Origin of the sequence: Arthrobacter zhangbolii, from assembly GCF_022869865.1 — a bacterium.
Taxonomy (GTDB): Bacteria; Actinomycetota; Actinomycetes; order Actinomycetales; family Micrococcaceae; genus Arthrobacter_B; species Arthrobacter_B zhangbolii.
The window spans coordinates 2,180,916-2,206,175 of sequence record NZ_CP094984.1 but is presented as its reverse complement, the minus strand read 5'-3'; the positions used below and the strand labels follow the sequence as shown (position 1 = coordinate 2,206,175).

23 protein-coding genes, 2 tRNA genes and 1 other RNA gene are annotated in these 25,260 nt (G+C 65.2%); 13 read left to right on the top strand and 13 right to left on the bottom strand.

Going from position 1 to position 25,260, the window contains the following annotated elements; genetic code table 11:
- Positions 1–113: 113 nt before the first annotated feature.
- A complete protein-coding gene (locus MUK71_RS10280; protein WP_227901500.1) occupies positions 114–617 on the top strand; it encodes a DUF3145 domain-containing protein in 504 nt (167 codons plus the stop codon).
- A 145-nt stretch (positions 618–762) separates the two neighbouring features.
- Here the strand turns inward: MUK71_RS10280 and fabF are convergent, their stop codons facing one another.
- The 6 genes from fabF to aceE form a co-directional block, all read right to left on the bottom strand.
- A complete protein-coding gene (gene fabF, locus MUK71_RS10275; protein ID WP_227901501.1) occupies positions 763–1,998 on the bottom strand; it encodes a beta-ketoacyl-ACP synthase II in 1,236 nt (411 codons plus the stop codon).
- Between the two features lie 103 nt (positions 1,999–2,101).
- Complete coding sequence (locus tag MUK71_RS10270; protein ID WP_055240832.1) at positions 2,102–2,347, bottom strand: acyl carrier protein; 246 nt, start codon at positions 2,345–2,347, stop codon at positions 2,102–2,104.
- A gap of 112 nt (positions 2,348–2,459) precedes the next feature.
- A complete protein-coding gene (locus MUK71_RS10265; RefSeq protein ID WP_227901502.1) occupies positions 2,460–3,515 on the bottom strand; it encodes a beta-ketoacyl-ACP synthase III in 1,056 nt (351 codons plus the stop codon).
- Entirely contained in the window at positions 3,512–4,465 is a 954-nt protein-coding gene (locus tag MUK71_RS10260) for an ACP S-malonyltransferase (protein WP_227901503.1), read from the bottom strand. The genes MUK71_RS10265 and MUK71_RS10260 overlap by 4 nt, the downstream gene beginning before the upstream one ends.
- 109 nt (positions 4,466–4,574) lie before the next feature.
- Positions 4,575–5,801, bottom strand: coding sequence for a PucR family transcriptional regulator (locus MUK71_RS10255; protein ID WP_227901504.1), 1,227 nt, complete (start codon positions 5,799–5,801; stop codon positions 4,575–4,577).
- Between the two features lie 210 nt (positions 5,802–6,011).
- Positions 6,012–8,756 (bottom strand): pyruvate dehydrogenase (acetyl-transferring), homodimeric type, encoded by a 2,745-nt coding sequence (aceE, locus tag MUK71_RS10250; protein ID WP_231709656.1) that lies wholly within the window; start codon positions 8,754–8,756, stop codon positions 6,012–6,014.
- Between the two features lie 293 nt (positions 8,757–9,049).
- Here aceE and MUK71_RS10245 point away from each other — a divergent pair, with 293 nt between their 5' ends.
- The 6 genes from MUK71_RS10245 (at position 9,050) to gndA (ending at position 13,632) form a co-directional block, all read left to right on the top strand.
- Positions 9,050–9,469 (top strand): DUF3052 domain-containing protein, encoded by a 420-nt coding sequence (locus tag MUK71_RS10245; protein ID WP_227901506.1) that lies wholly within the window; start codon positions 9,050–9,052, stop codon positions 9,467–9,469.
- Complete coding sequence (locus MUK71_RS10240; protein WP_227901507.1) at positions 9,466–9,936, top strand: peroxiredoxin; 471 nt, start codon at positions 9,466–9,468, stop codon at positions 9,934–9,936. Before MUK71_RS10245 ends, MUK71_RS10240 begins: the two co-directional genes overlap by 4 nt.
- Positions 9,933–10,895, top strand: a complete 963-nt coding sequence (locus tag MUK71_RS10235; protein ID WP_227901508.1) for an NAD-dependent protein deacetylase — start codon at positions 9,933–9,935, stop codon at positions 10,893–10,895. Before MUK71_RS10240 ends, MUK71_RS10235 begins: the two co-directional genes overlap by 4 nt.
- Before the next feature lie 84 nt (positions 10,896–10,979).
- Positions 10,980–11,052: transfer RNA gene (locus MUK71_RS10230), tRNA-Val, on the top strand.
- Between the two features lie 134 nt (positions 11,053–11,186).
- A complete protein-coding gene (locus MUK71_RS10225) occupies positions 11,187–12,077 on the top strand; it encodes a serine hydrolase (protein ID WP_227927652.1) in 891 nt (296 codons plus the stop codon).
- Between the two features lie 118 nt (positions 12,078–12,195).
- Positions 12,196–13,632 carry an NADP-dependent phosphogluconate dehydrogenase gene (gene gndA / locus MUK71_RS10220; protein ID WP_227927653.1) on the top strand — a complete coding sequence of 479 codons (1,437 nt, stop codon included), beginning with the start codon at positions 12,196–12,198 and terminating at the stop codon, positions 13,630–13,632.
- Positions 13,633–13,724: 92 nt separating this feature from the next.
- Here gndA and epsC read toward each other — a convergent pair whose 3' ends face one another.
- From epsC to msrA, 3 genes are all read right to left on the bottom strand, one after another.
- Positions 13,725–14,309 (bottom strand): serine O-acetyltransferase EpsC, encoded by a 585-nt coding sequence (epsC, locus tag MUK71_RS10215; protein ID WP_227927654.1) that lies wholly within the window; start codon positions 14,307–14,309, stop codon positions 13,725–13,727.
- 49 nt (positions 14,310–14,358) lie between these two features.
- Entirely contained in the window at positions 14,359–15,294 is a 936-nt protein-coding gene (gene cysK / locus MUK71_RS10210; RefSeq protein ID WP_227901512.1) for a cysteine synthase A, read from the bottom strand.
- A gap of 82 nt (positions 15,295–15,376) precedes the next feature.
- On the bottom strand, positions 15,377–15,901 hold the full coding sequence (msrA, locus tag MUK71_RS10205) for a peptide-methionine (S)-S-oxide reductase MsrA (RefSeq protein WP_227901513.1): 525 nt from the start codon (positions 15,899–15,901) through the stop codon (positions 15,377–15,379).
- 129 nt (positions 15,902–16,030) lie between these two features.
- Between msrA and MUK71_RS10200 the strand changes: the two genes are divergently transcribed.
- The 3 genes from MUK71_RS10200 to MUK71_RS10190 all read left to right on the top strand — a co-directional run bounded on the left by MUK71_RS10200 (position 16,031) and on the right by MUK71_RS10190 (position 18,746).
- Positions 16,031–16,960, top strand: coding sequence for a Nif3-like dinuclear metal center hexameric protein (locus MUK71_RS10200; protein WP_227901514.1), 930 nt, complete (start codon positions 16,031–16,033; stop codon positions 16,958–16,960).
- Positions 16,961–17,027: 67 nt separating this feature from the next.
- Positions 17,028–17,768, top strand: a complete 741-nt coding sequence (locus MUK71_RS10195; protein WP_227927655.1) for a zinc ribbon domain-containing protein — start codon at positions 17,028–17,030, stop codon at positions 17,766–17,768.
- A gap of 3 nt (positions 17,769–17,771) precedes the next feature.
- On the top strand, positions 17,772–18,746 hold the full coding sequence (locus tag MUK71_RS10190) for a reverse transcriptase-like protein (protein ID WP_341482006.1): 975 nt from the start codon (positions 17,772–17,774) through the stop codon (positions 18,744–18,746).
- Here the strand turns inward: MUK71_RS10190 and MUK71_RS10185 are convergent.
- Positions 18,743–19,513 carry a YaaA family protein gene (locus MUK71_RS10185; protein WP_227927656.1) on the bottom strand — a complete coding sequence of 257 codons (771 nt, stop codon included), beginning with the start codon at positions 19,511–19,513 and terminating at the stop codon, positions 18,743–18,745. The genes MUK71_RS10190 and MUK71_RS10185 overlap by 4 nt on opposite strands.
- A gap of 76 nt (positions 19,514–19,589) precedes the next feature.
- Here MUK71_RS10185 and rnpB point away from each other — a divergent pair.
- The 3 genes from rnpB (at position 19,590) to MUK71_RS10170 (ending at position 23,011) form a co-directional block, all read left to right on the top strand.
- An RNA gene (rnpB, locus tag MUK71_RS10180) (RNase P RNA component class A) lies at positions 19,590–19,991 on the top strand.
- Positions 19,992–20,135: 144 nt separating this feature from the next.
- Entirely contained in the window at positions 20,136–21,437 is a 1,302-nt protein-coding gene (locus MUK71_RS10175) for an MFS transporter (protein WP_227927657.1), read from the top strand.
- A 110-nt stretch (positions 21,438–21,547) separates the two neighbouring features.
- On the top strand, positions 21,548–23,011 hold the full coding sequence (locus tag MUK71_RS10170; RefSeq protein ID WP_227901518.1) for a glyceraldehyde-3-phosphate dehydrogenase: 1,464 nt from the start codon (positions 21,548–21,550) through the stop codon (positions 23,009–23,011).
- 126 nt (positions 23,012–23,137) lie between these two features.
- On the opposite strand, the gene MUK71_RS10165 is transcribed toward MUK71_RS10170, so the two are convergent.
- From MUK71_RS10165 to MUK71_RS10155, 3 genes are all read right to left on the bottom strand, one after another.
- Positions 23,138–23,710 (bottom strand): peptide deformylase, encoded by a 573-nt coding sequence (locus MUK71_RS10165; protein WP_227927658.1) that lies wholly within the window; start codon positions 23,708–23,710, stop codon positions 23,138–23,140.
- A 42-nt stretch (positions 23,711–23,752) separates the two neighbouring features.
- On the bottom strand, positions 23,753–24,910 hold the full coding sequence (locus MUK71_RS10160; protein WP_227901520.1) for an acyl-CoA dehydrogenase family protein: 1,158 nt from the start codon (positions 24,908–24,910) through the stop codon (positions 23,753–23,755).
- A 182-nt stretch (positions 24,911–25,092) separates the two neighbouring features.
- A tRNA-His gene (locus MUK71_RS10155) sits at positions 25,093–25,168 on the bottom strand.
- Positions 25,169–25,260 lie beyond the last annotated feature (92 nt).

Genomic DNA, 25,260 nt, shown 5'->3' with positions numbered 1-25,260 from the left:
TTGGCGCATTCCGATAACATGCGGCACAATGATGGACAGCGGACACGCGGACCGGTTATCCGTCCATGCAGCAGGTCGTTGGGGAAGACGTACCTACAGCTATGGAGGATGGAATGTCTGTTGTGATGGCGCGCGGAGTACTCTTTGTGCACTCTGCCCCTTCCGCGTTGTGCCCTCATATTGAGTGGGCCATTGGATCCGTCGTTGAAAAGCGAACGGATCTACAGTGGACCCCTCAGCCTGCCGCGCCCGGAATGGTCCGCGCCGAGATCGCATGGTCCGGGCCGCAGGGGACCGGCTCCCTTCTGGCTTCCGCCCTGCGCGGCTGGGCGCACCTCCGCTATGAAGTGACCGAGGACCAGAGTCCGGGCGCCGACGGAAGCCGCTGGGCACACACCCCCGAACTGGGGATCTTCCACGCCGCCACCGATGTCCACGGGAACATCATGGTTTCCGAGGACCGCATCCGCTACGCCTACGAGAACGGCGCCGGAGACCCCTCGGCGGTTTACCACGAGCTGTCCCTGGCCCTCGGCGAAGCCTGGGACGAGGAACTGGAGCCGTTCCGTCATGCTGCCGACGGCGCTCCGGTGCGCTGGCTGCACCAGGTCGGCTAACGAACCTGACGAACCTGACGGACCGGGCGTTCCGGCGCCCGTAGACCTTCCATAGCAAAAGGAACAGGCATCCGCTTCCCGGTGAGGGAAGCGGATGCCTGTTCCTTTTGGTTTTGTCTGCCGGTCAGTAGCCGGCACGCCCTTATCAGTGGTTGCGGAGCACTGCTACGGCATTGTGGCCGCCGAAGCCGAAGGAATTGCTCAGCGCAACAATGTCACCGTCGCGCAGTTTGCGTTCGGCAGTCACCACGTCCAGCGGGATTTCCGGGTCCTGGTTGTCCAGGTTGATCGTGACCGGGGCCTGGCGCTCGTACACGGCCAGTGCGGTCAGGACCGCTTCCACGGCACCCGAGGCACCCAGCAGGTGGCCCATCTGGGACTTGGTCGCGGAGACCGCCACGCCGTCCAGGGCGCTGCCGAGGGCGGCCTTCAGAGCGGTGTACTCGGGCTTGTCGCCCACCGGGGTGGACGTGGCGTGCGCGTTGACGTGGACTACGTCCTCGGCCTGGGCACGGGCATCGAAGAGTGCGGCCTTCAGGGCCCGGGTGGCGCCCAGTCCTTCCGGATCCGGTGCGGTGATGTGGTAGGCATCGGCGGTCACCGCGGTGCCGGCCAGTTCGGCGTAGATGCGCGCACCGCGGGCGATGGCGTGCTCTTCGCTCTCCAGCACCAGGGCGCCGGCGCCTTCGCCCATGACAAAGCCGTCACGGTCCCGGTCATAAGGCCGCGAGGCATGCTGCGGATCATCGTTGCGTTTGGACAGCGCCTGCATGGAGGCGAAGGAAGCCATCGGCATCGGGTGGATGCAGGCCTCGGCACCGCCGGCGACGACAATGTCGGCCTTGCCTGAGCGGATCAGTTCCAGGCCCTGGTGCAGGGCCTCGGTGCCGGATGCGCAGGCGGAAACGGGGGTATGTGCGCCGGCACGGGCGCCCAGATCCAGGGAGACGGCAGCGGCGGGACCGTTGGGCATCAGCATGGGAACGGTCATGGGCAGCACACGCCGCGGACCCTTCTCACGCAGGGTGTCCCACGCATCGAGCAGGGTCCAGACACCGCCGATGCCGGTGGCGAAGGTGACGGCGAGCCGGTCCTGGTCTACGTCCTCCAGTCCCGAGTCGGCCCACGCTTCGCGGGCGGCGACGACGGCGAACTGGGTGGACGGGTCCATGCGCTTGGCTTCAACCCGGGAGAGGACCTCAGTGGCGGGAGTGGTGACCCGCGCGGCGAAGGTGACGGGCAGGGAGTATTTCTCCACCCATTCGTCTTCCAGCGTCCGGGCGCCGGAGACGCCCTGCAGTGCGTTCTTCCACATCGTGGGGACGTCCCCGCCGATGGGCGTGGTCGCGCCAAGGCCTGTGATGACTACTTTGCGGGCCATGATTCACTCTCTTGAAACAGTTGCTGTTGGGGTGCCGGGGTACCGGCGGTGCCGGGCGGCCGCCGCGTGGCAGCGGCCGCCGCGTGGCAGCGGCCGCCGGAGGTTAGGCCTGGGCGTTGGAGATGAAGTCCACGGCGTCGCCGACGGTCTTCAGGTTCTTGACCTCTTCGTCAGGGATGCGCACGCCGAACTTCTCTTCAGCGTTGACCACGATGGTCATCATGGAAATGGAGTCGATGTCCAGGTCATCGGTGAAGGACTTATCCAGCTCGACGGCCTCGGGGGCCAGGCCGGTCTCTTCGTTGACGATCTCGGCGAGGCCGGCCAGGATTTCTTCGTTGCTAGCCATGTTGGCTCCTTTTCTTGTTGTGCCGGTATGTGACCGGTCCGGGTTTCCAGCCGCCGAAGCGGTGTGGTTAGTGGGGCCGTTCCTGCCGGGGCAGCAACGGCGGATGGTGCAGCTAGGGGAGGACCACTACCTGGGCGCCGAACACGAGGCCGGCACCAAAACCGATCTGCAGCGAAAGCTTGCCGCTCAGTTCAGGGTGTTCCTTCAGCAGCCGGTAGGTGGCCAGCGGGATGGACGCTGCGGAGGTGTTTCCGGCGTCGGCGATGTCGCGGGCGATGACGACCGACTCGGGCAGCTTGAGCTGCTTGGCCATTTCGTCGATGATGCGCATGTTCGCCTGGTGCGGTACAAACGCGGACAGGTCCTCGGCGGTAATGCCGGCGGCATCAAGAGCCTGCTGGGCTGCCTTGGCCATTTCCCAGACTGCCCAGCGGAAGACGGTCTGGCCGTCCTGGCGCAGGGTGGGCCAGAGCTTGGTTTCGCGCAGCTCCGCGGCGCTGACGCCGCCATCGGACTCTGCGGCAAGTGAGAGTTCGCGGACGTCCAGCATGGAGTGGGTCATGCCGATCGCCCCGGACTTACTGCCGTCGGATCCCCAGACCGAGGGCGCGATGCCGGGTGTGTCTGAGGGGCCGACAACGACGGCGCCGGCGCCGTCGCCCAGCAGGAACGAAATGGTGCGCTCGGTGTTGTCGATGATGTCAGAGAGCTTTTCGACACCGATGACCAGTACGTAGTTGGCGGCGCCGGAGCGCACCAGAGCGTCTGCCTGGGCAATGCCGTAGCAGTATCCGGCGCAGGCGGCCGAGACGTCGTAGGCCGGGGCGGGGGTGGCTCCGAGCCGTTCGGTGATCTGCGTGGCGGCGGAGGGGGTGGCGTAGGGGTGGGTCACGGTGGAAACAATGACGGCGCCCAGCTGCGAGCCGTCAATACCGGCGTTTTCCAGGGCTTCGCGGCCGGCGGCCTCGGCCATGTCGATCACCGACGTGCCCTTGTCGGCACGGTGCCGGGTGATGATGCCGGTGCGCTGGCGGATCCATTCGTCGGAGGACTCAATCCACTGGCACACATCGTCGTTGCTGACAATGACGTCGGGGCGGAACGCGCCGATGCCGTGAATGCGGCTGAACTCGTTGACGGGGGACTGCTTCAGGGTGGGCGTGCTCACGCGTTACCTTCTCCGGTTGTAGCTGCCGTGCCTGAGTGTTCAAGGATGAACTCACGGGCAGCTGGTAGGTCTTCGGGGGATTTCAGGGCCAGGGTCGGCACACCCTTCATGCCGCGGCGGGCCAGTCCTGTAAGGGTTCCGGCCGGCGGCAGTTCCAGGATGCCGGTTACGCCCATGGCAACCATGTTTTCCATGCAAAGGTCCCAGCGTACGGGCCGGGATACCTGGGCTATCAGGCTGTCGAGGTTTGCTTCACCGGAGACCACGGCGGCACCGTCGCGGTTCGAGAGCAGGGTCGGCAGGGGGTCTTGGGGGGACAGGGACGGACGCAGGGCTTCAAGGACAGTCACTGCGGGGGCCATGTGTGATGTGTGGAAGGCGCCGGCGACCTTCAGCGGGATGACCCTGGCCTTGGCCGGCGGGGCAGCGGTGAGCACTTCGAGCTGGTTGTGGGTTCCGGCCGCTACCACCTGGCCGCCGCCGTTGGCGTTGGCCGCGGTGAGGCCCGCTGCTTCGAGCGCGGCAGCAACATCATCCGGGTCGCCGCCCAGGACGGCGCTCATGCCGGTGGGTTCCACGGCCGCCGCCCGGGCCATGGCATTGGCCCGCTCCCTGACGAACACCAGGGCATCCTTTTCCGGCAGGGCTCCGGCAATGGCGGATGCGGTGATCTCACCGACGGAGTGCCCGGCAAGGACGGTGGCCGAGGTGAGGGCAGAAGGGTCCAGCAGCAGCCGGCCCGCCATTAGTCCGGCCGCCACGATAAGCGGCTGCGCCACGGCGGTGTCCTTGATGGTTTCCTCATCGGAAACGGTGCCGTGGGCAATCAGGTCCAGCCCGACGACGTCGCTGAGCGCGGTGAGGTGATCCCTTACGCCGGGCAGTTCCAGCCACGGTGCGAGGAATCCTGGCGTTTGGGACCCCTGGCCGGGGCAGACAATTGCAAGCACGTATACAGCTTTCCAAACATAGGGGGCGGGATCGGGTGTTTGGGTAAACCAAGCTCCCGGGGCGGGCTTGTAGGAAGTCTACAAGCTCCGGTAGGGCTCCGGGCAGGGTTTAGAGGCGTGCCGGAGGCTTTTCCGGTGCCGCTTTGCCCGCTGGCGCCAGGCGCCCGACAACCAGGGCCGTCTGCAGCACGAAGGCCTCACGCGGCAGCATCGGATCCCATCCGGTGACGTCGCAGACGCGCCGGAGCCGGTACCGCACGGTGTTGGCATGGACAAAGAGTTCCCGGGCGGTGGCCTCGAGGGAGTGGCCAAGTGAGAGGTAGGCGCCGAGTGTTTCGGCAAGTCCGTTGGATGCGCCCAGAAGGGGCCGGTAGATGCTTTCCACCAGTGCCTGGCGTGCCGTGTCGTCGCCGGACATCACCCGTTCGGGCCAGAGATCGTCGGCAGCAACGGGACGTGGAGCCGCGGGCCAGGCACGCGCAGCCGTAAGCCCGGCAAAGGCTGCCTGCGCGGAGGGCCCGGCTTCCACGAGCGATGCTGCGGGTGGTCCGTAGACCACCGGTCCCGGACCGAACAGTTCGGACAGCCGGGTGTAGGAGAAGGATTTGTCCTCCAGACCGCCCAGCACCAGGATCAGCCGTTCACCTTGGATGCCCACCAGGGTGTCCTCGGCCAGCCGCCCCGTGGCGCGGCGCAGTTCGTTGACGAAGGAGGCGTTGGCTTCGGCAGGGGAGCCGCCCACCATTACGGTTACCGGCGCCGTCGAGGTCCACCCCACCGCGGCGATCCGGGAGCGCAGGGCATCCGAACTCTCGCCCCGCAGGATCGCGTCCACCACCAGTGCCTCCAGGCGGGTGTCCCAGGCGCCGCGGGTTTCAGCCGCACGGGCGTAAACGTCGGCAGCGGCAAAAGCGACTTCCCGGGAATAGCGCAACACTGCTTCACGGAGCGAGGCCTGCACTTCGTTGGCAGCGAGCTCCGGCACGCGGTCCTCCACCACCTGGACCACCACCCGGATCAGCTGCAGGGCCTTCTGCAGGCTGATGGAGCGGGTCAGTTCCGTGGGCGCAGTGCCGAAGACGTCGCTCAGCACCCAGGCCGGCGAGGCCGGGCGCTGGTACCAGTTGACAAAGGAGGCGATGCCTTTTTGTGCCACCATGCCCAGTGCTGACCGCTCGTCCGGGCGCAGGCCCCGATACCAGGGCAGCGAAATATCAAGCTGCTGCAAGGTGGCAGTGGACAACCTGCCGATATTGGCTTTGAGACGGTCCACCGTGGTGGCGTCTGCCGCCGGCCGCTGTGCGGAGGCGGCTGGCTTACTGGAACTCACTGGCATACAGGCGAGCTTACGGCCTGCGCCGATGATCGGCCATTTTGTGCGAAGGCTACAAGTTCGCTAGTTGCCGGGTGAGGGGCGGCGAGGCAGGGGATCACGGCTTAAAGGCAGAGGAACCGCCGCGTGTGCGGCGGTTCCTCTGTTTGGAGCCGGTGTCACGGACCTGTTCGGTGCCAACACCGGCGTCCGTGGCTGCGAAGCAGGTGCCGGTTAGGCGTCGCCCCCGGCGTTACCGCTGGTACCGGCGTTGACGTCCAGCAGGCGGTACTTCTCAATGGCCTCCTTGGGGGCATTGGCGTCGACCTCGCCGCGGCGGGCAAGCATCTCAAGTGCCCGCACCACCATCGAGTGGCTGTCGATCTTGAAGTACCGGCGTGCTGCGGCACGGGTGTCAGCGAAACCGAAGTCATCAGCACCGAGGCTGGCGAACTCGTTCGGCAGGAACTGGCGGATCTGGTCCGGCACGGCCTTCATGTAGTCCGTGGACGCCACGATGGGACCGGTGGCCCCGGCCAGCTGCTGGGTCACGAACGGCACGCGCGGTTCCGAACCCGGGTTCAGGAACGCTTCCTCCTCGGCGGCCAGGCCGTCGCGGCGAAGCTCGTTCCAGGACGTCACGGACCAGACATCGGCCGAAACACCCCAGTCCTCGGCGAGCAGCTTCTGCGCCTCCAGTGCCCACGGCACGGCGACGCCGGAGGCCAGCAGCTGCGTGCGCGGCCCGTCGATCTTCGCCGGGGCGAGCAGGTAGATGCCCTTGATGATGCCTTCAACGTCAAGGTCCTCGGGGGCCTTGGGCTGCTGGATGGGCTCGTTGTAGACCATCAGGTTGTAGATGACGTTCGGATCCTTCGAATCCGGTCCGTACATCTCCTCCAGCCCGTGGCGCACAATGTGCCCGATCTCGTAACCGTACGCCGGATCGTAGGTCTTCACCGCGGGGTTGGTGGAGGCCAGGATCGGCGAATGGCCGTCGGCATGCTGCAGGCCTTCACCGGTCAGCGTGGTGCGACCGGCCGTGGCCGAGATCAGGAAGCCGCGTGCCATCTGGTCGGTGGCCGCCCAGATGTAGTCAGCCGTGCGCTGGAACCCGAACATCGAGTAGAACACGTAGACCGGGATCAGCGGCTCACCGTGCGTGGCGTAGGAGGTGCCCGCGGCCGTGAACGCTGCGATGGAGCCGGCCTCGTTGATGCCTACGTGAACAATCTGGCCCTGCGGGGACTCCTTGTAGGCCAGGACGAGGTCCCGGTCCACGGACAGGTAGTTCTGGCCCTTGGGGTTGTAGATCTTCGCCGTCGGGAAGAAGGAGTCCATGCCGAAGGTCCGGGCCTCGTCGGGGATGATCGGCACAATCCGCTTGCCGAATTCCTTGTCCCGCATCAGGTCCTTGAGGAGGCGGACAAAGGCCATGGTGGTGGCTGCCAGCTGCTTGCCGGAGCCCCGGTTGGCTACTTCGTAGGCCTTCTCGTCCGGCAGGTGTACCGGTTCGTGCTGAACCCGGCGCTCGGGCACGTTGCCGCCGAGCTCGCGGCGGCGCTCCAGCATGTACTTGATCTCCGGAGCGTCTGCACCCGGGTTGTAGTACGGCGGCTGGTACGGATCGGCTTCGAGCTGCTCGTCGCTGATCGGGATGCGCAGGTGGTCGCGGAAGGCCTTGAGGTCATCCAGGGTCAGCTTCTTCATCTGGTGGGTCGCGTTGCGTCCCTCGAAGTGCGTACCCAGGCCGTAGCCCTTGACCGTGTGCGCCAGGATGACCGTGGGGGCACCCTTGAATTCCATGGCGGCCTTGTAGGCGGCGTACACCTTGCGGTAGTCGTGCCCGCCACGCTTGAGGTTCCAGATCTCCTCGTCGGTCAGGTTGGCTACGAGTTCCTTGGTCTCCGGGCTCTTGCCGAAGAAGTGTTCGCGCACAAACCCGCCGGACTCGGCCTTGTAGGTCTGGTAGTCGCCATCGGGGGTGGCATTCATGATGTCCACCAGCGAGCCGTCCTTGTCCCGCTGCAGCAGGTCATCCCACTCGCGGCCCCAGACAACCTTGATGACGTTCCAGCCGGCGCCGCGGAAGAAGGCTTCCAGTTCCTGCATGATCTTGCCGTTGCCGCGGACGGGACCGTCGAGGCGCTGCAGGTTGCAGTTGACCACAAACGTCAGGTTGTCGAGCTTGTCGTTGGCGGCCAGCTGGAGCAGGCCGCGCGATTCGGGCTCGTCCATTTCGCCGTCGCCCAGGAAGGCCCAGACATGCTGGTCCGAGGTGTCCTTGATGCCCCGGTTCTCCAGGTAGCGGTTGGACTGCGCCTGGTAGATCGCGTTCATGGGCCCGATGCCCATGGACACGGTGGGGAACTCCCAGAAATCAGGCATGCTGCGCGGGTGCGGATAGGAGGACAGGGCGTGGCCTTCGCGGGATTTCTCCTGGCGGAAGCCGTCCATGTCCTCTTCGCTGAGCCGCCCCTCGAGGAAGGCGCGGGCGTACATACCGGGGGAGGCGTGACCCTGGAAATAAATCTGGTCTCCGCCGCCCGGGTGGTCCTTGCCCCGGAAGAAGTGGTTCATGCCCACTTCGTACAGGGTCGCGGCACCGGCGTAAGTCGAAATGTGCCCGCCGACGCCGATTCCCGGGCGCTGCGCCCGGTGCACCATGATGGCCGCGTTCCAACGCAGCCAGGCGCGGTAACGCCGTTCAATTTCCTCGTCGCCGGGGAACTCGGGTTCCTGGTCCACGGGGATCGTATTGACGTAGTCCGTGGTGGTTACCATCGGGACGCCCACGCTCTGGGAACCGGCACGCTGCAGCAGCGAACGCATAATGTACTGCGCGCGTTCGGTGCCCTGCGAGCGGATGAGTTCGTCAAGCGACTCGATCCATTCTGCGGTTTCCTCAGGATCACGGTCCGGAAGCTGGTTGGTTAACCCGCTCAGGATGTCCGTTGTGTCTTCTGCGGCCACGGCCAACCTCTCTTAAGTACAGATTGTGTCTGCCAGATTCTTCAGTGGGATCCAGCCGGTGTCCGCCGGATCTTCGCTTGCGCACGGATGCGCGCCAGGGCGCCCAAATCTGCTTTTCCTCCACTGTAGTCCCGGGTTGGCTCTGTTGCGTAGCCTGCACCCGGAGGCATCGCTAAAGGCGGACAAGCCGCGGGGCCTTGATGCCTGCCGGTTAAAGGTGTTTCGTTGGGTCCGGGACCGCGCGGATCGGGCAAATGTGTGATTCCCTTGTATTTATGCAGTCAACCAGGAGGAGTGAAGTGAGCGAGGCCGAGGCCGTCACCGAGGATAACGTGGCGAGCAGATTGGGTTTCAAGGACGGGGACCTGGTTCAGGAATTCGGCTACGACGACGACGTGGACTTTGACTTCCGCGACGACCTTGAGGACCTCATCGGAGGTGAACTGCTCACCGAAGAAGACCACGACGTAGTAGACGGGGTCATCCTCTGGTGGCGGGCCGATGACGGTGATCTCGTGGATGCACTGGTCGATTCCCTGACCACGCTCGACGACGGCGGTGTTGTCTGGGTCCTGACGCCCAAATCCGGCCGGGACGGGTACGTGCCCCCGGCGGACATTGAGGAAGCAGCCCCCACCGCGGGACTGCACGTCACCACATCGCCGGGCGTATGCGATGACTGGACAGCCACCCGACTGGTCAGCCGACGCAAGAAGTGACGCTGTTCGCAGACCTGCCGGCGGCGGGTACTGCGGTACCCGACTTCTGCCTGCCGAACCAGTTCGGTGAAGCAGTCCGACTGTCAGGCCTGCGCGGGTCCGGTGTTGCCCTTGTCTTTTTTCCCTTCGCCTTCTCTCCGGTATGCCGGGGAGAGCTAGCGGAACTGGAGCGCGAACGGGCAATGTTCACCGACGCAGGGGTGCGCCTGCTGGCAGTGTCGTGTGATTCCAAATACACCTTGCGGGCCTGGGCAGACCACGAAGGGTTCACTTTCGACCTGTTGTCGGATTTTTGGCCCCACGGCCACACCTCACGGGCCTACGGTGTTTTTGACGACCGGCAGGGGCAGGCCGCCCGCGCAAGTTTCCTTATCGACGGCGCCGGGGTCCTGCGCGGCTGTATCCGCTCGGACCCCGGCCTGCCGCGTCCGCTGGAGCAGTACCGTTCGGCCTTGGAGGAACTATGAGTGAAACCGGGCAGCGTCCGGGGCTCGGCCTGACAGGCTTCGCCAGCGGCGGCGCACTGGAACAGGTCCCCGAACCCACTGAGGAAGAGGTGCGGCTCCTCCGCCGGGCTGCAGGGCTTCTCGGCGGCCGCCGGATCGCCCTCCTCACGGGTGCGGGCCTCAGCACCGATTCAGGGATACCGGATTACCGGGGGCCGGATGCCCCGCCCCGGAATCCCATGACCTACCAGCAGTTCGTTGGCGATGCCGACCTTCGGCGGCGGTACTGGGCACGCAACCATGTTGGCTGGCATCATCTGCGTCATGCCGAGCCCAATCCCGGACATGAAGCGGTGGCCGCCCTGGAGCGCCGGGGACTTCTCTCGGGCGTGATTACCCAGAATGTCGACCGTTTGCACAGCGATGCGGGCAGTATCAACATCATTGACCTGCACGGGCGCTACGACCGGGTGATCTGCCTGGACTGCCGCACCGGCTTTTCCCGCGAAGAGGTTGCGCACCTGCTCCAGGACCTGAATCCGGGATACCTGGACCGCGTACGCGAGGGCGGGGAGATTGCCCCGGATGCCGATGCCGAGATCGCTGACACAGACGATTTTGTCGTGGCCGACTGTCCGGTCTGCGGAGGCATGCTCAAGCCGGATTTTGTCTATTTCGGAGAGAACGTACCCAAGGACCGCGTGGCCAGGGCGTTTGCCATGGTGGACGCAGCCGGCGCACTGCTGGTTGCCGGGTCCTCACTGACCGTCATGAGCGGACTCCGGTTTGTCCGCTATGCGGTCAAGGCGGGCAAGCCGGTGGTCATTATTAACCGGGGCGCCACCCGCGGGGATCCGCTGGCAACCCTGAAGATCGACATGGGAGTCAGTACGGCGCTGACCTGGCTCGTCAGGCATCTGCCGGACCTTCCGGCTTCCGCCGCAGAAGCCGCAGCCGGTACCCCGGATAGTGCCGATTAGGTACGGGGCGCTTCCCTGGGGTAATGTAGTTCCTCGTGATGCAGGGCCGGTCCGGATTATGCGGGCGGTACGGCAGCACGATGAGGGTCTTTAGCTCAGCTGGTAGAGCGCCACGTTTACACCGTGGATGTCATCGGTTCGATCCCGGTAGGACCCACAGATAGGCCGCCGTTGCCTTCCGCAGATGCGGAAGGCAACGGCGGCCGTTTTCGTTTAAGTCCGCTGCTACGAATGGGGGTACGCCCCGAAAAGGACAGACACAACGAGAGGAACCGGGACAGGACGGTGAGAGTGAGGATCAACGGATCCGGGTGGAGGAAGCGTACCTGCGCGGCAGCAGCGGCATTTTTGCTTCTTGCTGCAGCGGGCTGTTCGGGAGCAACGACGGCGGGCCTGCCCGAAGCGGACGCGCCCGCGGCGGTCCCGTCCGACGGAGGCCCGGGAGCGGCGGAAAACGGTACAGGGCAGCCCGCCGGCCCGGTAGCTGCGGCTCTGGACCTTCTGGCCGCCGGCACTGACGCCGAGTTCTCCGTGGCGGTCCGGGACAACGCCTCGGGGGAATCCTGGCAGTACAACGCACAGCAGCGCTACCTCGAGGCGAGCCTGGTGAAGGTGCCGATCCTGCTGACCCTGATCCGCCAGGCCACTGCGGAAGGGCGGGACCTCACCGCCGAGGAAGTAAACCTGGCCACGCTGATGATCGAGTACAGCGACAACGAGGCGACCAGCGCGCTGTATGACGGCCTGGGCGGCAGGCCCGAGCTGCAGCGCACCTACGAACTCATTGGGGTGGAGGCCACTGAAGCGGGCGAAATGTGGGGCGCCAGTGAGACCACTGCCGAGGACCAGCTGCGCATTTCCCGGACCGTGGCCGAAGGCGCCGACTGGCTGGACCCGGACCTCCTCGCGTTCGGCGTCGCGCTAATGGAAAACGTCTGCCCGGAGCAGTCATGGGGCATCACGGCCGGAGTGGGCGCCCCCGACGCGCAGATTGGCCTGAAGAACGGCTGGCTGCAGGATGACGAGGCCGCGTGGAACGTGGGCAGCGCCGGCTTCATACGGGCCGGCGGGAATGACTACAGCATTGTTGTGCTGAGCGCACGCAACCCCACCCTGGCTGACGGCATCGACGTCGTCGAGAGTGTGGCATCCACCGTCAACGGGTATACCGGCGGCAGCTGATCCGGCGCCGTGTGGCGGCGAGGCGGCCCGGAAGCATAGGCTGGAGCCTGAAACGCGGCGCGATGAGCCCGCGCCGGCCCGTGCCCGCTGGGGCACCCCAAAGATCCTTGGAGAGAACTTGAGTGCACAAATTGGTGTAACCGGCCTTGCCGTCATGGGCGCAAACCTTGCCCGCAACCTTGCCCGCAACGGTTACACGGTGGCCCTGCACAACCGATCCGTCCAGAAAACCGATGCCCTGCTTTCCGCGCACGGCGATGAAGGAAACTTCATCCGCACCGAGTCGCTGCAGGAACTGGTTGACTCGCTGGAAAAGCCCCGCCGCGTCCTGATCATGGTGAAGGCCGGCGCACCCGTGGACTCGGTGATTGACCAGCTGGTGCCGCTGCTGGAACCCGGCGACATTGTGATCGATGCCGGCAACTCACACTATGAGGACACCCGCCGCCGCGAAGCCGCGCTGGCGGAAAAGGACCTCCACTTCGTGGGTGTGGGCGTGTCCGGCGGCGAGGAGGGCGCACTCCTGGGTCCGTCCATCATGCCCGGCGGCTCCCGCGAGTCCTACGACTCCCTGGGGCCCATGCTGGAGAAAATCGCAGCGAAGTACGACGGCGAGCCCTGCTGCACCTGGATCGGCACCGACGGCGCCGGACACTTCGTCAAAATGGTGCACAACGGCATTGAATACGCCGACATGCAGGTTATCGGAGAGGCCTATGACCTGCTGCGTTCGGCCGCAGGCATCGAACCGGCCGAACAGGCGCAGATCTTCACCGAGTGGAACACCGGCCAGCTCAGCTCCTTCCTGATCGAGATCACGGCCGAGGTCCTGGGCCATGTGGACGCGAAGACGGGCAAGCCGTTCGTGGACGTGGTTGTGGACTCCGCAGGGCAGAAGGGCACCGGCCGCTGGACGGTCGTCTCCGGCCTGGATCTCGGTTCGCCGGTCTCCGCCATCGCCGAGTCCGTTTTCGCCCGCGCACTGTCCTCCCAGCGCGGCCAGCGCGGGATTGCGCAGGAAACGCTCAAGGGCGAGGAAACCGCCGTCGAGCTGCCCGAGACGTTCGTGGAGGACGTCCGGCAGGCCCTCTACGCGTCCAAGCTGGTCAGCTACGCGCAGGGCATCGACATGCTGGGCGCAGCCGCGAAGGAGTACGGCTGGGACCTGAAGCTCGATGAAATCGCCTCGCTCTGGCGGGCCGGCTGCATCATCCGCGCGGAACTGCTGGATGACATCATGAAGGCCTACGCAGACGGCGCAGCCCCTGCCAACCTGCTGTTCGCGCCGGCCTTCGCCGAATCCATTGCCGCCGCCGTTCCGGCCTGGCGCCGGGTGGTCTCCGTGGCCGTGCAGCTGGGCATCCCCGTCCCGGTGTTCTCCTCCTCGCTGGCCTACTACGACGGCCTGCGCCGCAAGCGTCTTCCCGCGGCCCTGACCCAGGGGCTGCGCGACCTCTTCGGTGCGCACACCTACCACCGCGTGGATGCCGAGGGCACCTTCCACACCATGTGGGGCGAGGACCGCGCCGAAGTAGAGGCAGTGGACACGCACTAGGCAGGTTACAAAGGAAAGGCCCGCAGCATCTGCTGCGGGCCTTTGCTTTGTCCTGAGTGTCCGGGAGGATCCGGGGACAGCCGGGAATTCGGCTAGATGTAGATCGCAGGATCCACGTATTCGGCCGGATCCACCGCGGGCTGCGTCATCTTGGTGTCCCGGTGCCGCCATTTGGCGGGAATGCCGGTGATAATCGAATCCGCCGGAGCGTCCTTGACCACCACGGCGTTGGCTCCCACGGCACTGCGGGCCCCGATGGTTACCGGCCCCAGGATCTTGGCGCCGGCGCCCACGGTGACGCCGTCACAGATCGTCGGATGCCGCTTGACCTTCGCCAGTGAGCGTCCTCCGAGGGTGACGCCGTGGTAAAGCATGACATCGTCACCGATTTCGGCGGTTTCGCCGATGACCACTCCCATGCCGTGGTCGATAAAGAACCGCCGGCCGATGGTGGCACCGGGATGGATCTCGATGCCGGTGGCGAAGCGGGTGATCTGCGAGAGGACACGGGCGGGGAACTGCAGGCCCGGACGGGACCACATGCGGTGTGTCAGCCGGTGCATCCAAATGGCATGCAGGCCGGAATAGACAACGAGGTTTTCGAGCGAGCCCCGTGCCGCCGGATCATGGGATGCGGCGGCGGCGAGGTCTTCGCGCAGTCGGGCTAACAGACTCACAGAGAACTTTCTGCTCGGTTTTTCAGTGCCCCGTCGGGGCGGACATGCTCTAGCCGCGGATGTCGTCGTACAGCACGGTGGAGATGTAGCGTTCGCCGAAGTCGCAGACCGTGGCGACAATCAGCTTACCGGCGTTCTCTTCCCTCTTGGCCAGTTCCAGGGCGGCCCAGACGATGGCACCGGAGGAAATGCCGCCGAGGATGCCTTCCTGGGTGCCCAGTGCGCGGGCGGTGGCAACGGAGTCTTCAATGGAGGCGTCGAAAACCTCGTCGTAAATGGTGGTGTCCAGGATCTCAGGGACAAAGTTCGCGCCGATGCCCTGGATCTTGTGCGGCCCGGGGGAGCCGCCGTTGAGGATGGGGGAGTCCTTGGGCTCCACGGCAACAATCTGTACGCCCGGCTTGCGTTCCTTCAGCACCTGTCCGACGCCGGTAACGGTGCCGCCGGTGCCGATGCCGGCGACGAAGATGTCCACCTGGCCGTCGGTGTCTGCCCAGATTTCCTCGGCAGTGGTGGCCCGGTGCATCGCCGGGTTGGCTTCGTTGGCGAACTGCTGGGCCCAGATGGCGTTGTCAGTGGTGGCAACAATCTCCTTGGCCTTCTCCACCGCACCGCGCATGCCTTCGGCACCGGGGGTCAGGACAATCTCGGCGCCGTAGGCACGCAGCATAACGCGGCGCTCGGTGGACATGGTCTCGGGCATCGTCAGGATCACCTTGTAACCGCGGGCAGCGCCCACCATGGCCAGGGCGATACCCGTGTTGCCCGAGGTGCCCTCCACGATGGTTCCGCCCGGCTTCAGGGCGCCGGCCTTCTCGGCGGCGTCAACAATCGCCACACCGATCCGGTCCTTGACGCTGTTGGCCGGGTTGTAGAACTCCAGCTTCACTGCCACCTGGGCGGGCAGCCCGGCCGCGAGCCGGTTCAACCGGACCAGCGGGGTTCCGCCCACAAGCTGGGTTACATCGTCATATATACGAGCCATGTTTTCCTCTGTTCCTCAAACGTTCTTCGAAATGCCGGACGGACATCTGCCCGTCCAAGCCTATCGGCGGCCTGTGGAGCCCTTAGTCCTGAAGCCATTCGGAGTAATACTTGCGGGCCTTGGCCAGCTTCGGATTGATAATGACCTGGCAGTACCCGGTGCCCGGACGCTTGGCATAAAAGTCCTGATGGATATCCTCCGCCGGGTAGAACCTCGGCAGGGGAGTGATCTCGGTGACGATCGGATCCTTCCAGTTACCGCGTGCCCGCTCCAGCGCGGACTCGAATTCCCTGCGCTGGTCCTCATCACGGTAGAACATGGATGAGCGGTACTGCGTGCCCACGTCGTATCCCTGCCGGTTCAGCGTGGTGGGATCGTGCTGGGAGAAGAACATATCCAGAAGCACCTCTCCGGGCACTACCTCTTCATCAAAGGTTACGGCCACCACTTCAGCATGGCCGGTGGTGCCGGTGCAGACACTGTCATAGTCGGGGTCGGGGATTGAACCGCCGGTATAGCCGGAAACCACATCGGTGACTCCGCGGACCTTGCGGTAGAGGGCGTCGAGGCACCAAAAGCAGCCTCCGCCGAGTACGTACGTCTTCATGCCTTTAACAATGCGGTGCGCGGCGTATTGATTCCCGAATCCCGGGAGCGGGATTCCGCGGTGTGCAGTCCATCACCGCGGGTGCGGCGGAATTGAGCACCGCCCGCGCATCGGGGTAGAACTAAACCTATGGAAGCGGATCACCCCAACGAGCGGGCCGGCGCGGATACCGCCGATCAAGATATCCAGCCGGCAGAGGCCGGCAGCGGGAGCATACCCACGCTGGGGGATGTGCTGCTGGCCGCGGAGGAGCTGTGGCCCGAATCCCTGGCCGAGAACTGGGACGCCCCCGGCCTGGTTGCCGGACGGGCCGACCGTGAGGTCCGGCGGATCCTGTTCGCCGTGGATCCCACCAGCGAGGTTATAGACGAAGCCCTGGACTGGGGTGCGGACCTGCTGATCACCCACCACCCCCTGCTGCTGAAGCCGGTGACCTCCGTCGCGGCCACCACGTTCAAGGGTGACGCCGTGCACCGCCTGATAGAAGGTGGATGCGCGCTGCTGACCGTGCACACCAATGGGGACAGCGCGGTCGGCGGTGTTTCCGACGTCCTTGCGGACGCCTTTGGCCTGCGCGATGTGGCTCCGCTGGTACCGGCACCGGAGGGACTGCCCGAGGAGGGAATCGGCCGGGTGGGCGAGCTTCCCGACGTGATGAGCCTGGCGGACTTCGCCGAGCGGGTGTTCGGCATTCTTCCCGCGGTCGCCGGCGGCGTGCGGGTGGCAGGAGACCCGCACGGGCTGGTGCGGCGCGTCGCAGTGTGCGGCGGTGCCGGCGACAGCCTCTTCGACGCAGTGCGTGCCCAGCGTGCCGACGTCTACGTCACGGCCGATCTGCGCCACCATCCGGCGTCGGAACTGCGTGAACGTGCACTCACCGGAAACGGGCGCCCCTACCTCATTGATGTCTCCCACTTCGGGAGCGAATGGCTGTGGCTGACCCCGGCCGCCGGGGCACTGGAGAACGTCCTGACGGACCAGGGGTTCGTCGCTGACGTGCGCGTCAGCGGGGTGAACACCGATCCCTGGGACTTTGTCCTGACTCCCGGACTGAAGTGATGCGGCTGCGTGGCATAGGCTTAGGAGTGCCGGGCCAGGTCGGTCCGGATATACACGGAGGTAATCGGTGGCAAAAGCATCGCCCGCGGAGCAGCTGAGGCTGCTGGATCTGCAGGCCCTGGACAGCAGGATCAAGGCCCTGCGCAACCAGGCCCGCACCATAAGCAACAATCCTGAAATCGCCTCACTTGCCGACGCCGTTGCCGCCGCCGAGAGCGCACGCGTGAGCGCGGGCACAGAGGTAGCCGACGTCGAACGCGAGCTCGCCCGCGCGGAAGCCGATGTTGCCTCCGTGGTGGCCCGCATGACACGGGACCAGCAGCACCTGGACAGCGGCAAGGTCGGCTCGAAGGAGCTCACCGCCCTGCAGGCCGAGATTGTCTCGCTGCAGCGTCGCCGCTCGGACCTGGAAGACGTTGAACTCGAAGTCATGGAGCGCCTCGAAACAGCCCGGACACGGCAGTCCGAAGCCGCGGCAGAGCTGGAAACCCTGCACGGGAAGCGACGGGAGCTCGAGGAAAAGCGCGACGCCGAACTGTCAGTCATCGGGGCTGAGCAGGCCGATACCGAGGCACGCCGCGAAGAGCTCGCGTCCAGCTTTGACCCGGCGCTGCTTGCTGCCTACGAAAAGACGCTGTCCAAGCACGGCATCGGCGCCGCACGGCTGTTCCACGGCACCTCCGAGGGTTCCGGGATGCAGCTGAGCCCGGGCGACCTGGCGGACATCCGCAAGGCAGCCGATGACGAGATTGTGTACTGCCCCGATTCCGGCTGCATCCTCGTTCGCTCCGATGAGTGGGGCAGCTAGGAAGTGACACTGTTTGACCCGGAGCCTGCTTCCGGCGGGGAAAAGGACACCGCCCGGGAACCCGCCGCGGGGACCCGGCGCACCCTGATTGTCGAGGCCGACGGAGGCTCCCGCGGCAATCCCGGCATTGCCGGTTACGGAGCCCTCGTCCGCGACCCAGGGACCGGGGAGATCCTGGCGGAGAAAGCCGCCTACGTTGGCAAGGTGTCCAACAACGTCGCCGAGTATTCCGGTCTGATTGCCGCGCTGGAACTGGCCCACGAGATTGACCCCGACTGCTGGATCCTGGCCAAGATGGATTCAAAGCTCGTAGTGGAGCAGATGAGCGGGCGCTGGAAAATCAAGCACGCGGACATGCAGAAGCTCGCCGCCAAAGCCCGGTCCGTGGTCAATCCGCGGCGGGTGAAATACGAGTGGATTCCCCGCGAACTGAACAAGGACGCGGACAGGCTCTCCAACGAGGCCATGGACGCCGGGACGGCGGGGGTACCCTGGAAGCCGCGGGGCGCCGCACAGACACAGGCACAGACACAGAAACAGGCATTGTCAGAGGTGCCTGCGACGCCGGTTCCGGACCCGGCGCCGTCTCCCACTGGACGCCTGCACCACACCGAGATCTGGGTCAACGACTTTCCTGCAGCCGAAAAGTCCCTGGGCTGGCTGCTGGAACGCCTCGGCTACGTCCGCAGGGACACCTGGTCCACCGGCGCCAGCTGGCAGGGTGCAGAGGGTTATATCGTCCTGGAATCGGGCTCCGACGTCGAGCCCGGTCCGTACTCCCGCCGCCGGGCCGGGTTGAACCATCTGGCCTTCAGCGCGGGCTCGGAGGCCGACGTCGAGCTCCTGGCCAGGCGCGCCGCAAGCCACGGCTGGACCCTGCTGTTCGCTGACCGCCACCCGCACGCCGGCGGGGCGGAACACTATGCCGCCTATTTGGAGAACGAAGAGGGCTTCGAAGTGGAGCTGGTTGCCGGTTAAGGCTGTTCCGGAAGAATGATGTTGAGCTGGTAGGGCTTCCGCCCGGCAGGAGCCACCAGCTCGGCCTCCCACTTTTCCTGTGCTGCCTGCAGCAGCTGCTCCGGGGTGGCCGGCTCGGTTCCCCCTCGCAGCAGCAGGTGGCGGGCCAGCTCGCCGCGAGTGTGCTTGGCGAAGTGGGAAACCACCTTGCGTTTCCCGTCGCGGACCTGGAACACGTTTACTGCTGCCGTGTCCTCCGGAGCCGGTGTCCAGGCTGCGGCGTAGGTGCTGGAGCGGCAGTCCACCACCAGCGAGTCGGCTGCATATCCGCCCAGTACCCCGCTCAGGTGCTGCTTCCAGAACGCCGCCAGCCGTCCGGTATCCGGGAGCCGGGCGGACATCGAGAGACGGTAGGCAGGGATGGGATCGGCAAAGCCAATGGCTCCCCACAGTGCGGACACGACCAGGACAGCCTCATCAGCCCGACGCCGGCCTTCCTCGGAAAGCGAGTCGTAGCCGAGGGCGTCATAGAGCACGCCGGTGTACACCCGGTGGGCGGGAGCGCAGGGTTCGCTGTCAAGGACCGTGTTGCGCTGCACCTCGGCGGCAAGCGTGGCTCCGACGCCGAGGACGGCAAGGGCGTCTTCGGAGCGGCTGGTTTCCGCCAGGGCTTTCAGTACCTGGCTCCGGGGCTCGGACAACACCGGAAAGCGCAGCCGGGACAGGTCAAGGGCAGGCCCCGCTTCGGCGGGCGTTTTTCCTTCGGAGGGCGGCAGCAGAATAAGCACCGGTTAATCGTACGCGAGTGGGCGCACGCGCCCCTGTCCGGGGCAACCGCTGCGGGACGGTAGAGTTGACCGTGGACGGGTTGGCCAGGCAATCGCGTTGGCGCGGCTGCCTTTACGGGTACCGCTGCCGCCGAGGAAAGTCCGGGCTCCGCAGGGCAGGGTGGTGGGTAACGCCCACTCGGGGAAACCCGCAGGCCAGTGCCACAGAAAACAAACCGCCCGCGGCCTGTTTTGCAGGTCTGCAGGTAAGGGTGAAAAGGCGGTGTAAGAGACCACCAGCGTCCCGGGTGACCGGGACGGCTAGGTAAACCCCACCCGGAGCAAGGCCATACAGGACACGTTTGAGGGCTGCCCGCCCGATGTGTCCGGGTAGGCCGCTTGAGGCCGCCGGCAACGGCGGTCCTAGATGGATGATTGCCGCACCCTTTCCGGTAACGGATCCGGTGTACAAAACCCGGCTTACCGGCCAACCCGTCCACCCTCCGTGCCTTTCGGAGCAGGAAGCCCGGCTGCGCAAGGGTAATCGCCGAAAACGGGCTTTTTTCCCGCGGCTTTCAGCCAATGTGCCGATTCGCCGGCGCAGACTGGCTGGTTTTCCTCATCGCTCCGCTATTCTGTGGCAATGTCCAATACCGCGGAGGCACGCAGGCCGTTGGTATTCCGCAACGCCAATTTCCGGCGGTTGTGGATTTCATCGACGGCCGGCATATTCGGTGTCGCAGTGACAAGTGTCGCGCTGCCCGTTATTGCGGTCACTGAATTGGACGCCTCAAATGCGACAGTGGCAATCCTGGCCGGTATGCCTTTCCTGCCATGGCTGCTGTTCGGCCTTCCCATCGGTGTGCTGGTGGACCGCTACCGGAGGCGGCCGATAATAGTTTTCTCGCTGGCCCTGCGGACGCTGCTGCTGGCCAGCCTGCCGGTGGCCTGGTGGCTGGACGTGCTGACCGTGACTCAGCTCTTTACGGTATCCTTCCTCGCCGGACTGGCCGCCGTCTTCTTTACCCTGGCCGAGCAGGCACTTATCCCCGCTGCAGTGGACCGCGAGGAACTGGTTGAAGGCAACGGCCTGATGACCGGCTCCGGCGCCATGGGCGACGCCGGCGGACGGGCCCTGGGCGGCTGGGTGACCGCAGCCTGGGGAGCATCCAACGCGATGCTGCTGCAGGTGGCGGCCTCACTGGCCTCGCTGGCAGCGATCATCCGGCTGGACCTCTCCGAACCGGAACCCGCCCGCTCGAAGGAGTACCGCGTCCTGCGGGAGATGGGGGAGGGCCTGAGGTACATCTTCAGCACGGTGGCCCTGCGGATGCTGCTGTTCACCGGTGCGCTGTGGAACCTCGGCGGAAACATAGTGGTTTCCCTGCTGGTCCTGCTGGTGATCCGGTCCCTCGGGGAAACCCCCGCCATGCTGGGACTGCTGACGGCAGCAACAGCGGTGGGCGGAACTGTCGGCGGACTTTCCGTGCGATGGATTGCCGGGCGTTTCGGCTCCGGCCGGGTATGGCGCTATTCCATGTTTCCCGCCGTGGCAGGTTATGCGAGCGTGCTTCTTATATCGCCGGGGTGGGGCATGGCCGCAGGCTTTATCGGATTGTTTATCGCCGGTTTTTCCATTTCCCTCAACATTGTTGTCTCCACGACCTTCCGCCAACGGGTGTGCCCGCCGCAGATGCTCGGACGGCTCGGCTCGGCCCTGCGTATGGTCACGTGGGGCATGCTCGCCATCGCCGCATTCGCCGCCGGGCTCCTGGTGGACCTCGTCGGAATCCGGGGGGCAATCCTCACCGGCGTCCTGGTTGCCGCCCTCGCGCCGCTGATTGCCGCGTTCGGGCCGCTGCGACGCGTTCGCGAGCTGGCTGACCTGGAGCCCGCGGACAAGGCAACGGGACAGTCCAGCCAGATCCGTCCCTCCGCATTGTGACAAACGTCTCGTCTGGCTGTCCGGCGGGGTTGATGTGTCCTAATACACTTGTAGGGAATACCGCCAACCGGCACAACGCAGTGCCGGCTGAGAAAAGGATGTGAAGATCTGTGAGCTCCAATTCCGATACGTGCCTTGATTCCTGGATGGATCGGGAGGCCCTCGCCGAGGCGATGATCCCGCTGATCGGGCGGCTCTACCGGGAGAACAGCGTGGTTACTTCGGTCCACGGGCGCCCGCTCGTCAACAAATCGGTCATCGATATCCTCAAGGCCCACCGCTTCGCCCGCCAGATCGATGAGACGGAACTTCCGGTTTCCGAGACCTACCCGCTGCTGAAGGCACTGACCGAGCTCGATCTCGGCGCGGCATCCATTGACCTGGCCCGCATGAGCAACAAATACAAGGAACAGGGCGGAGACCTGGTCGAATTCCTGCGCACCGAACTCGCTGACGTCGCCGGCCGGCGCGGGGCGGATGCGCGGACCAGCACTGACGTTGTCCTCTACGGCTTCGGCCGCATCGGGCGCCTGCTGGCCCGGATCCTCGTGGAAAAGGCCGGAGGTGGTCAGGGACTGCGGCTGCGGGCCATCGTGGTGCGGAAGGGCTCCGAGAATGACCTCGTCAAGCGGGCGAGCCTGCTGCGCCGGGATTCCGTCCACGGGGCGTTCAACGGAACCATCACCGTAGACGAGGAAAAGAACACCATCCTCGCCAACGGCACCCTGATCCAGGTGATCTACTCCAACGACCCCGCAACGGTGGACTACACCTCCTACGGCATCAGCAACGCCGTCGTGGTGGACAACACCGGGCGCTGGCGCGATGAAGAAGGACTTTCCCAGCACCTGGCCGCCAAGGGCGTCTCCCGGGTGCTGCTGACCGCGCCGGGCAAGGGAAACCTGAAGAACATCGTCCACGGCATCAACCACGGGTCCATTACCGATGAAGACCGGATTATCACGGCCGCGTCCTGCACCACCAATGCCATCACGCCGGTGCTGAAGGTCCTGAACGACAAGTACGGGATCGTGAACGGGCACGTGGAAACCGTGCATTCCTTCACCAATGACCAGAACCTCATCGATAACTTCCACAACGGGGACCGGCGCGGACGCTCCGCTGCCCTGAATATGGTCATCACCGAGACCGGCGCCGCCAAGGCTGTGGCCAAGGCGCTGCCCGAACTGGCCGGAAAGCTCAGCGGCAATGCCATCCGGGTGCCCACCCCCGATGTCTCCATGGCCATCCTGAACCTGAACCTCGAAACGGCCACGGACAAGGATGAGGTCAACGCCTTCCTGCGCGAAACCTCGCTGAACTCGCCCCTGCACAAGCAGATCGATTACATCGACTCGCCCGAAGTGGTGTCCAGCGACTTCGTGGGCTCCAAGCGTGCGGGCATCGTGGACGGCCTCGCTACCATTTCCAACGGCACGAACCTGGTGCTGTACGTCTGGTATGACAACGAGTTCGGCTACAGCTGCCAGGTGGTCCGTGTGCTGGAGGAAATGGCACAAGTGAATCCGCCGGCCTACCCGAAGGCCCAGTCGCTGGCCTCCATCGCCGGCTAGCTGCAGCAGAGCACTGGAAATGAAAGGCCCGCAGGGAAACCTGCGGGCCTTTCATTGTGGTGCAGCCGGATTTTGGTGCACCCGGCTTTTGGTGCAGCTGGCTTAGGGTCGGGACACCCCCGCGGATCAGTGGCCGAAAGGATCCGGATCAACACCCGGCATCCAGGTGTTGCCCGGAACGGTCCAGCCCTGCGCCTTGATGGCCTTGCGTGCCTTCCGGCTCCAGCGGTCCGTCAGCCGGTCCACGTAGAGCTTGCCGTCAAGGTGGTCATACTCGTGCTGGATGACGCGGGCGAACCAGTCGGTCGCCTCAAACTCCACGGGGGAGCCGTGTTCGTCGAAGCCCTTGATCTTGGCCCACTCCGCCCGGTTGACGGGGAAATTCTCACCCGGCACGGACAGGCAGCCTTCGGAGGTCTCGTCCGGGTCCGGCGCCGAACCGGGCACCTTGGAGGTGATGAGCACCGGATTGATGACGACGCCGCGGTCCGGGGCGTCGTCGTCGTTCTCGTAGGCAAAGGTAAACAGACGCAGTCCGACGCCGATCTGCGGTGCCGCCAGGCCCACGCCGTTGGCAACGTCCATGGTTTCGTACATGTCTGCGACCAGGGCACGCAGTTCGTCATTGAACTCTTCCACTTCGGCCGCCCGGCGGTGCAGGACGGGTTCTCCGTGGATGACGATGGGACGAACGGTCATTGCTGTCTTTCTTTCGTATGGTTTGAACGGGAGGAGCTCGGCTTAGCGGGCGATGTCGCGTCCGATGACGTCCCGCATGATTTCACTGGTGCCGCCGAAAATGGTCAGCAGCCGTGCGGCCAGGAACGCCTGTGCCACGGGGTATTCCATGATGTAGCCGTAGCCTCCATGGAGCTGCAGACAGCGGTCGGTAATGGACTTGGCGCGTTCGCTGGCCCACAGCTTGGCTTTCGCGGCGGAGACGGCGTCAAGCTTGCCCTCGTTGAAGGCCGTGATGGCTGAGTCGACGTAGGCTTCGGTGACCTCGACTTCGGTGGCAATGTCCGCCAGCGCGAAGCGGGTGTTTTGGAAGTCCGCCACCCGGCTGTCGAAGGCGTTGCGCTCCCGGGTGTACTCAAGGGTTGCCTGGTAAACCGCGCGGGACACGGCGGAGGACGCAACAGCGATAGCCAGCCGACCCTGCGGAAGCTGGCCGGCAGCGTATTCCAGGCCGCGTCCGACTTCACCGACAAGATTGCCGGCGGGAACGCGGACGTTGTCGAAGAACAGTTCAGCGGTGTCCGACGCCTTCAGGCCCATTTTGTCCAGCTGGCGGCCGGTGCTGTACCCCTCGGTCTTCTCCACCATGAACATGCTGAAGGAATCCCGCTGTCCGCGCCCGGCACCGCCGTCGGTGCGGGCCAGGACCAGTGACGCGTCGCCGGAGATCCCGTTGCCGATGAAGGTCTTCTGGCCGTTGATCACCCAGTCGCCGTCGTCGGTACGGACCGCCTTGGTGCGGATGCCGCGAAGGTCGCTGCCGGCCCCTGGCTCGGTCCACGCCACGGAGGTGACTTTGTCACCGGAAACCATGTCCGGCAGCCAGCGCTGCTTCAGATCCTCGGACCCGTAGGCCAGCAGGTGGGGGAGGACCAGATCATCATGCAGGTGGAACGCCAAGGCTACGGCCAGGTGGCTGGACCGGGCAAATTCCTCGTCCATAACAGCGCGGAAACGGTAGTCCGGCATTCCGGCTCCGCCGAACTCTTCAGGAACCGCCAGGCCCAGCAGGCCCTGCTCACCGGCCGCCTTCCACATGCGGCGCGGCATCATGTGCGCCGCATCCCATTCCGCGTAACCGGCGGCGACCTCGCGTGCATCGAATTCCCGGACGACGTCCCGGAACAGCTCATGGTCCTCTTCGAACAGTCTGCGCTCCAAGGCGGCGCCTCCTCATTGATAAGCCACGCATAGGCGTAGTGGTTCTGACGGTTCCGGCTCGGGGCCCGGAACACGACGGCTGCGTCAGGCGAACGCCAGCCGCTAACAGTGAAACACAAACAGCAAAGGCCGCCCCGGAATCATCCGAGGCGGCCTTTCGAAGCTGTAACCGCCAGCCTCATTGGGGTGAGTAACGGGGGTTGAACCCGCGACCTCCTGGACCACAACCAGGCGCTCTGCCAACTGAGCTATACCCACCATGTGCCTCAAACGTTCATCCGCGAAGTCCAGGCGAGTGGTCTTGCGGACTCATTTATCTGAGGCAGCGGAATCAAGCTTACACGGTTTTT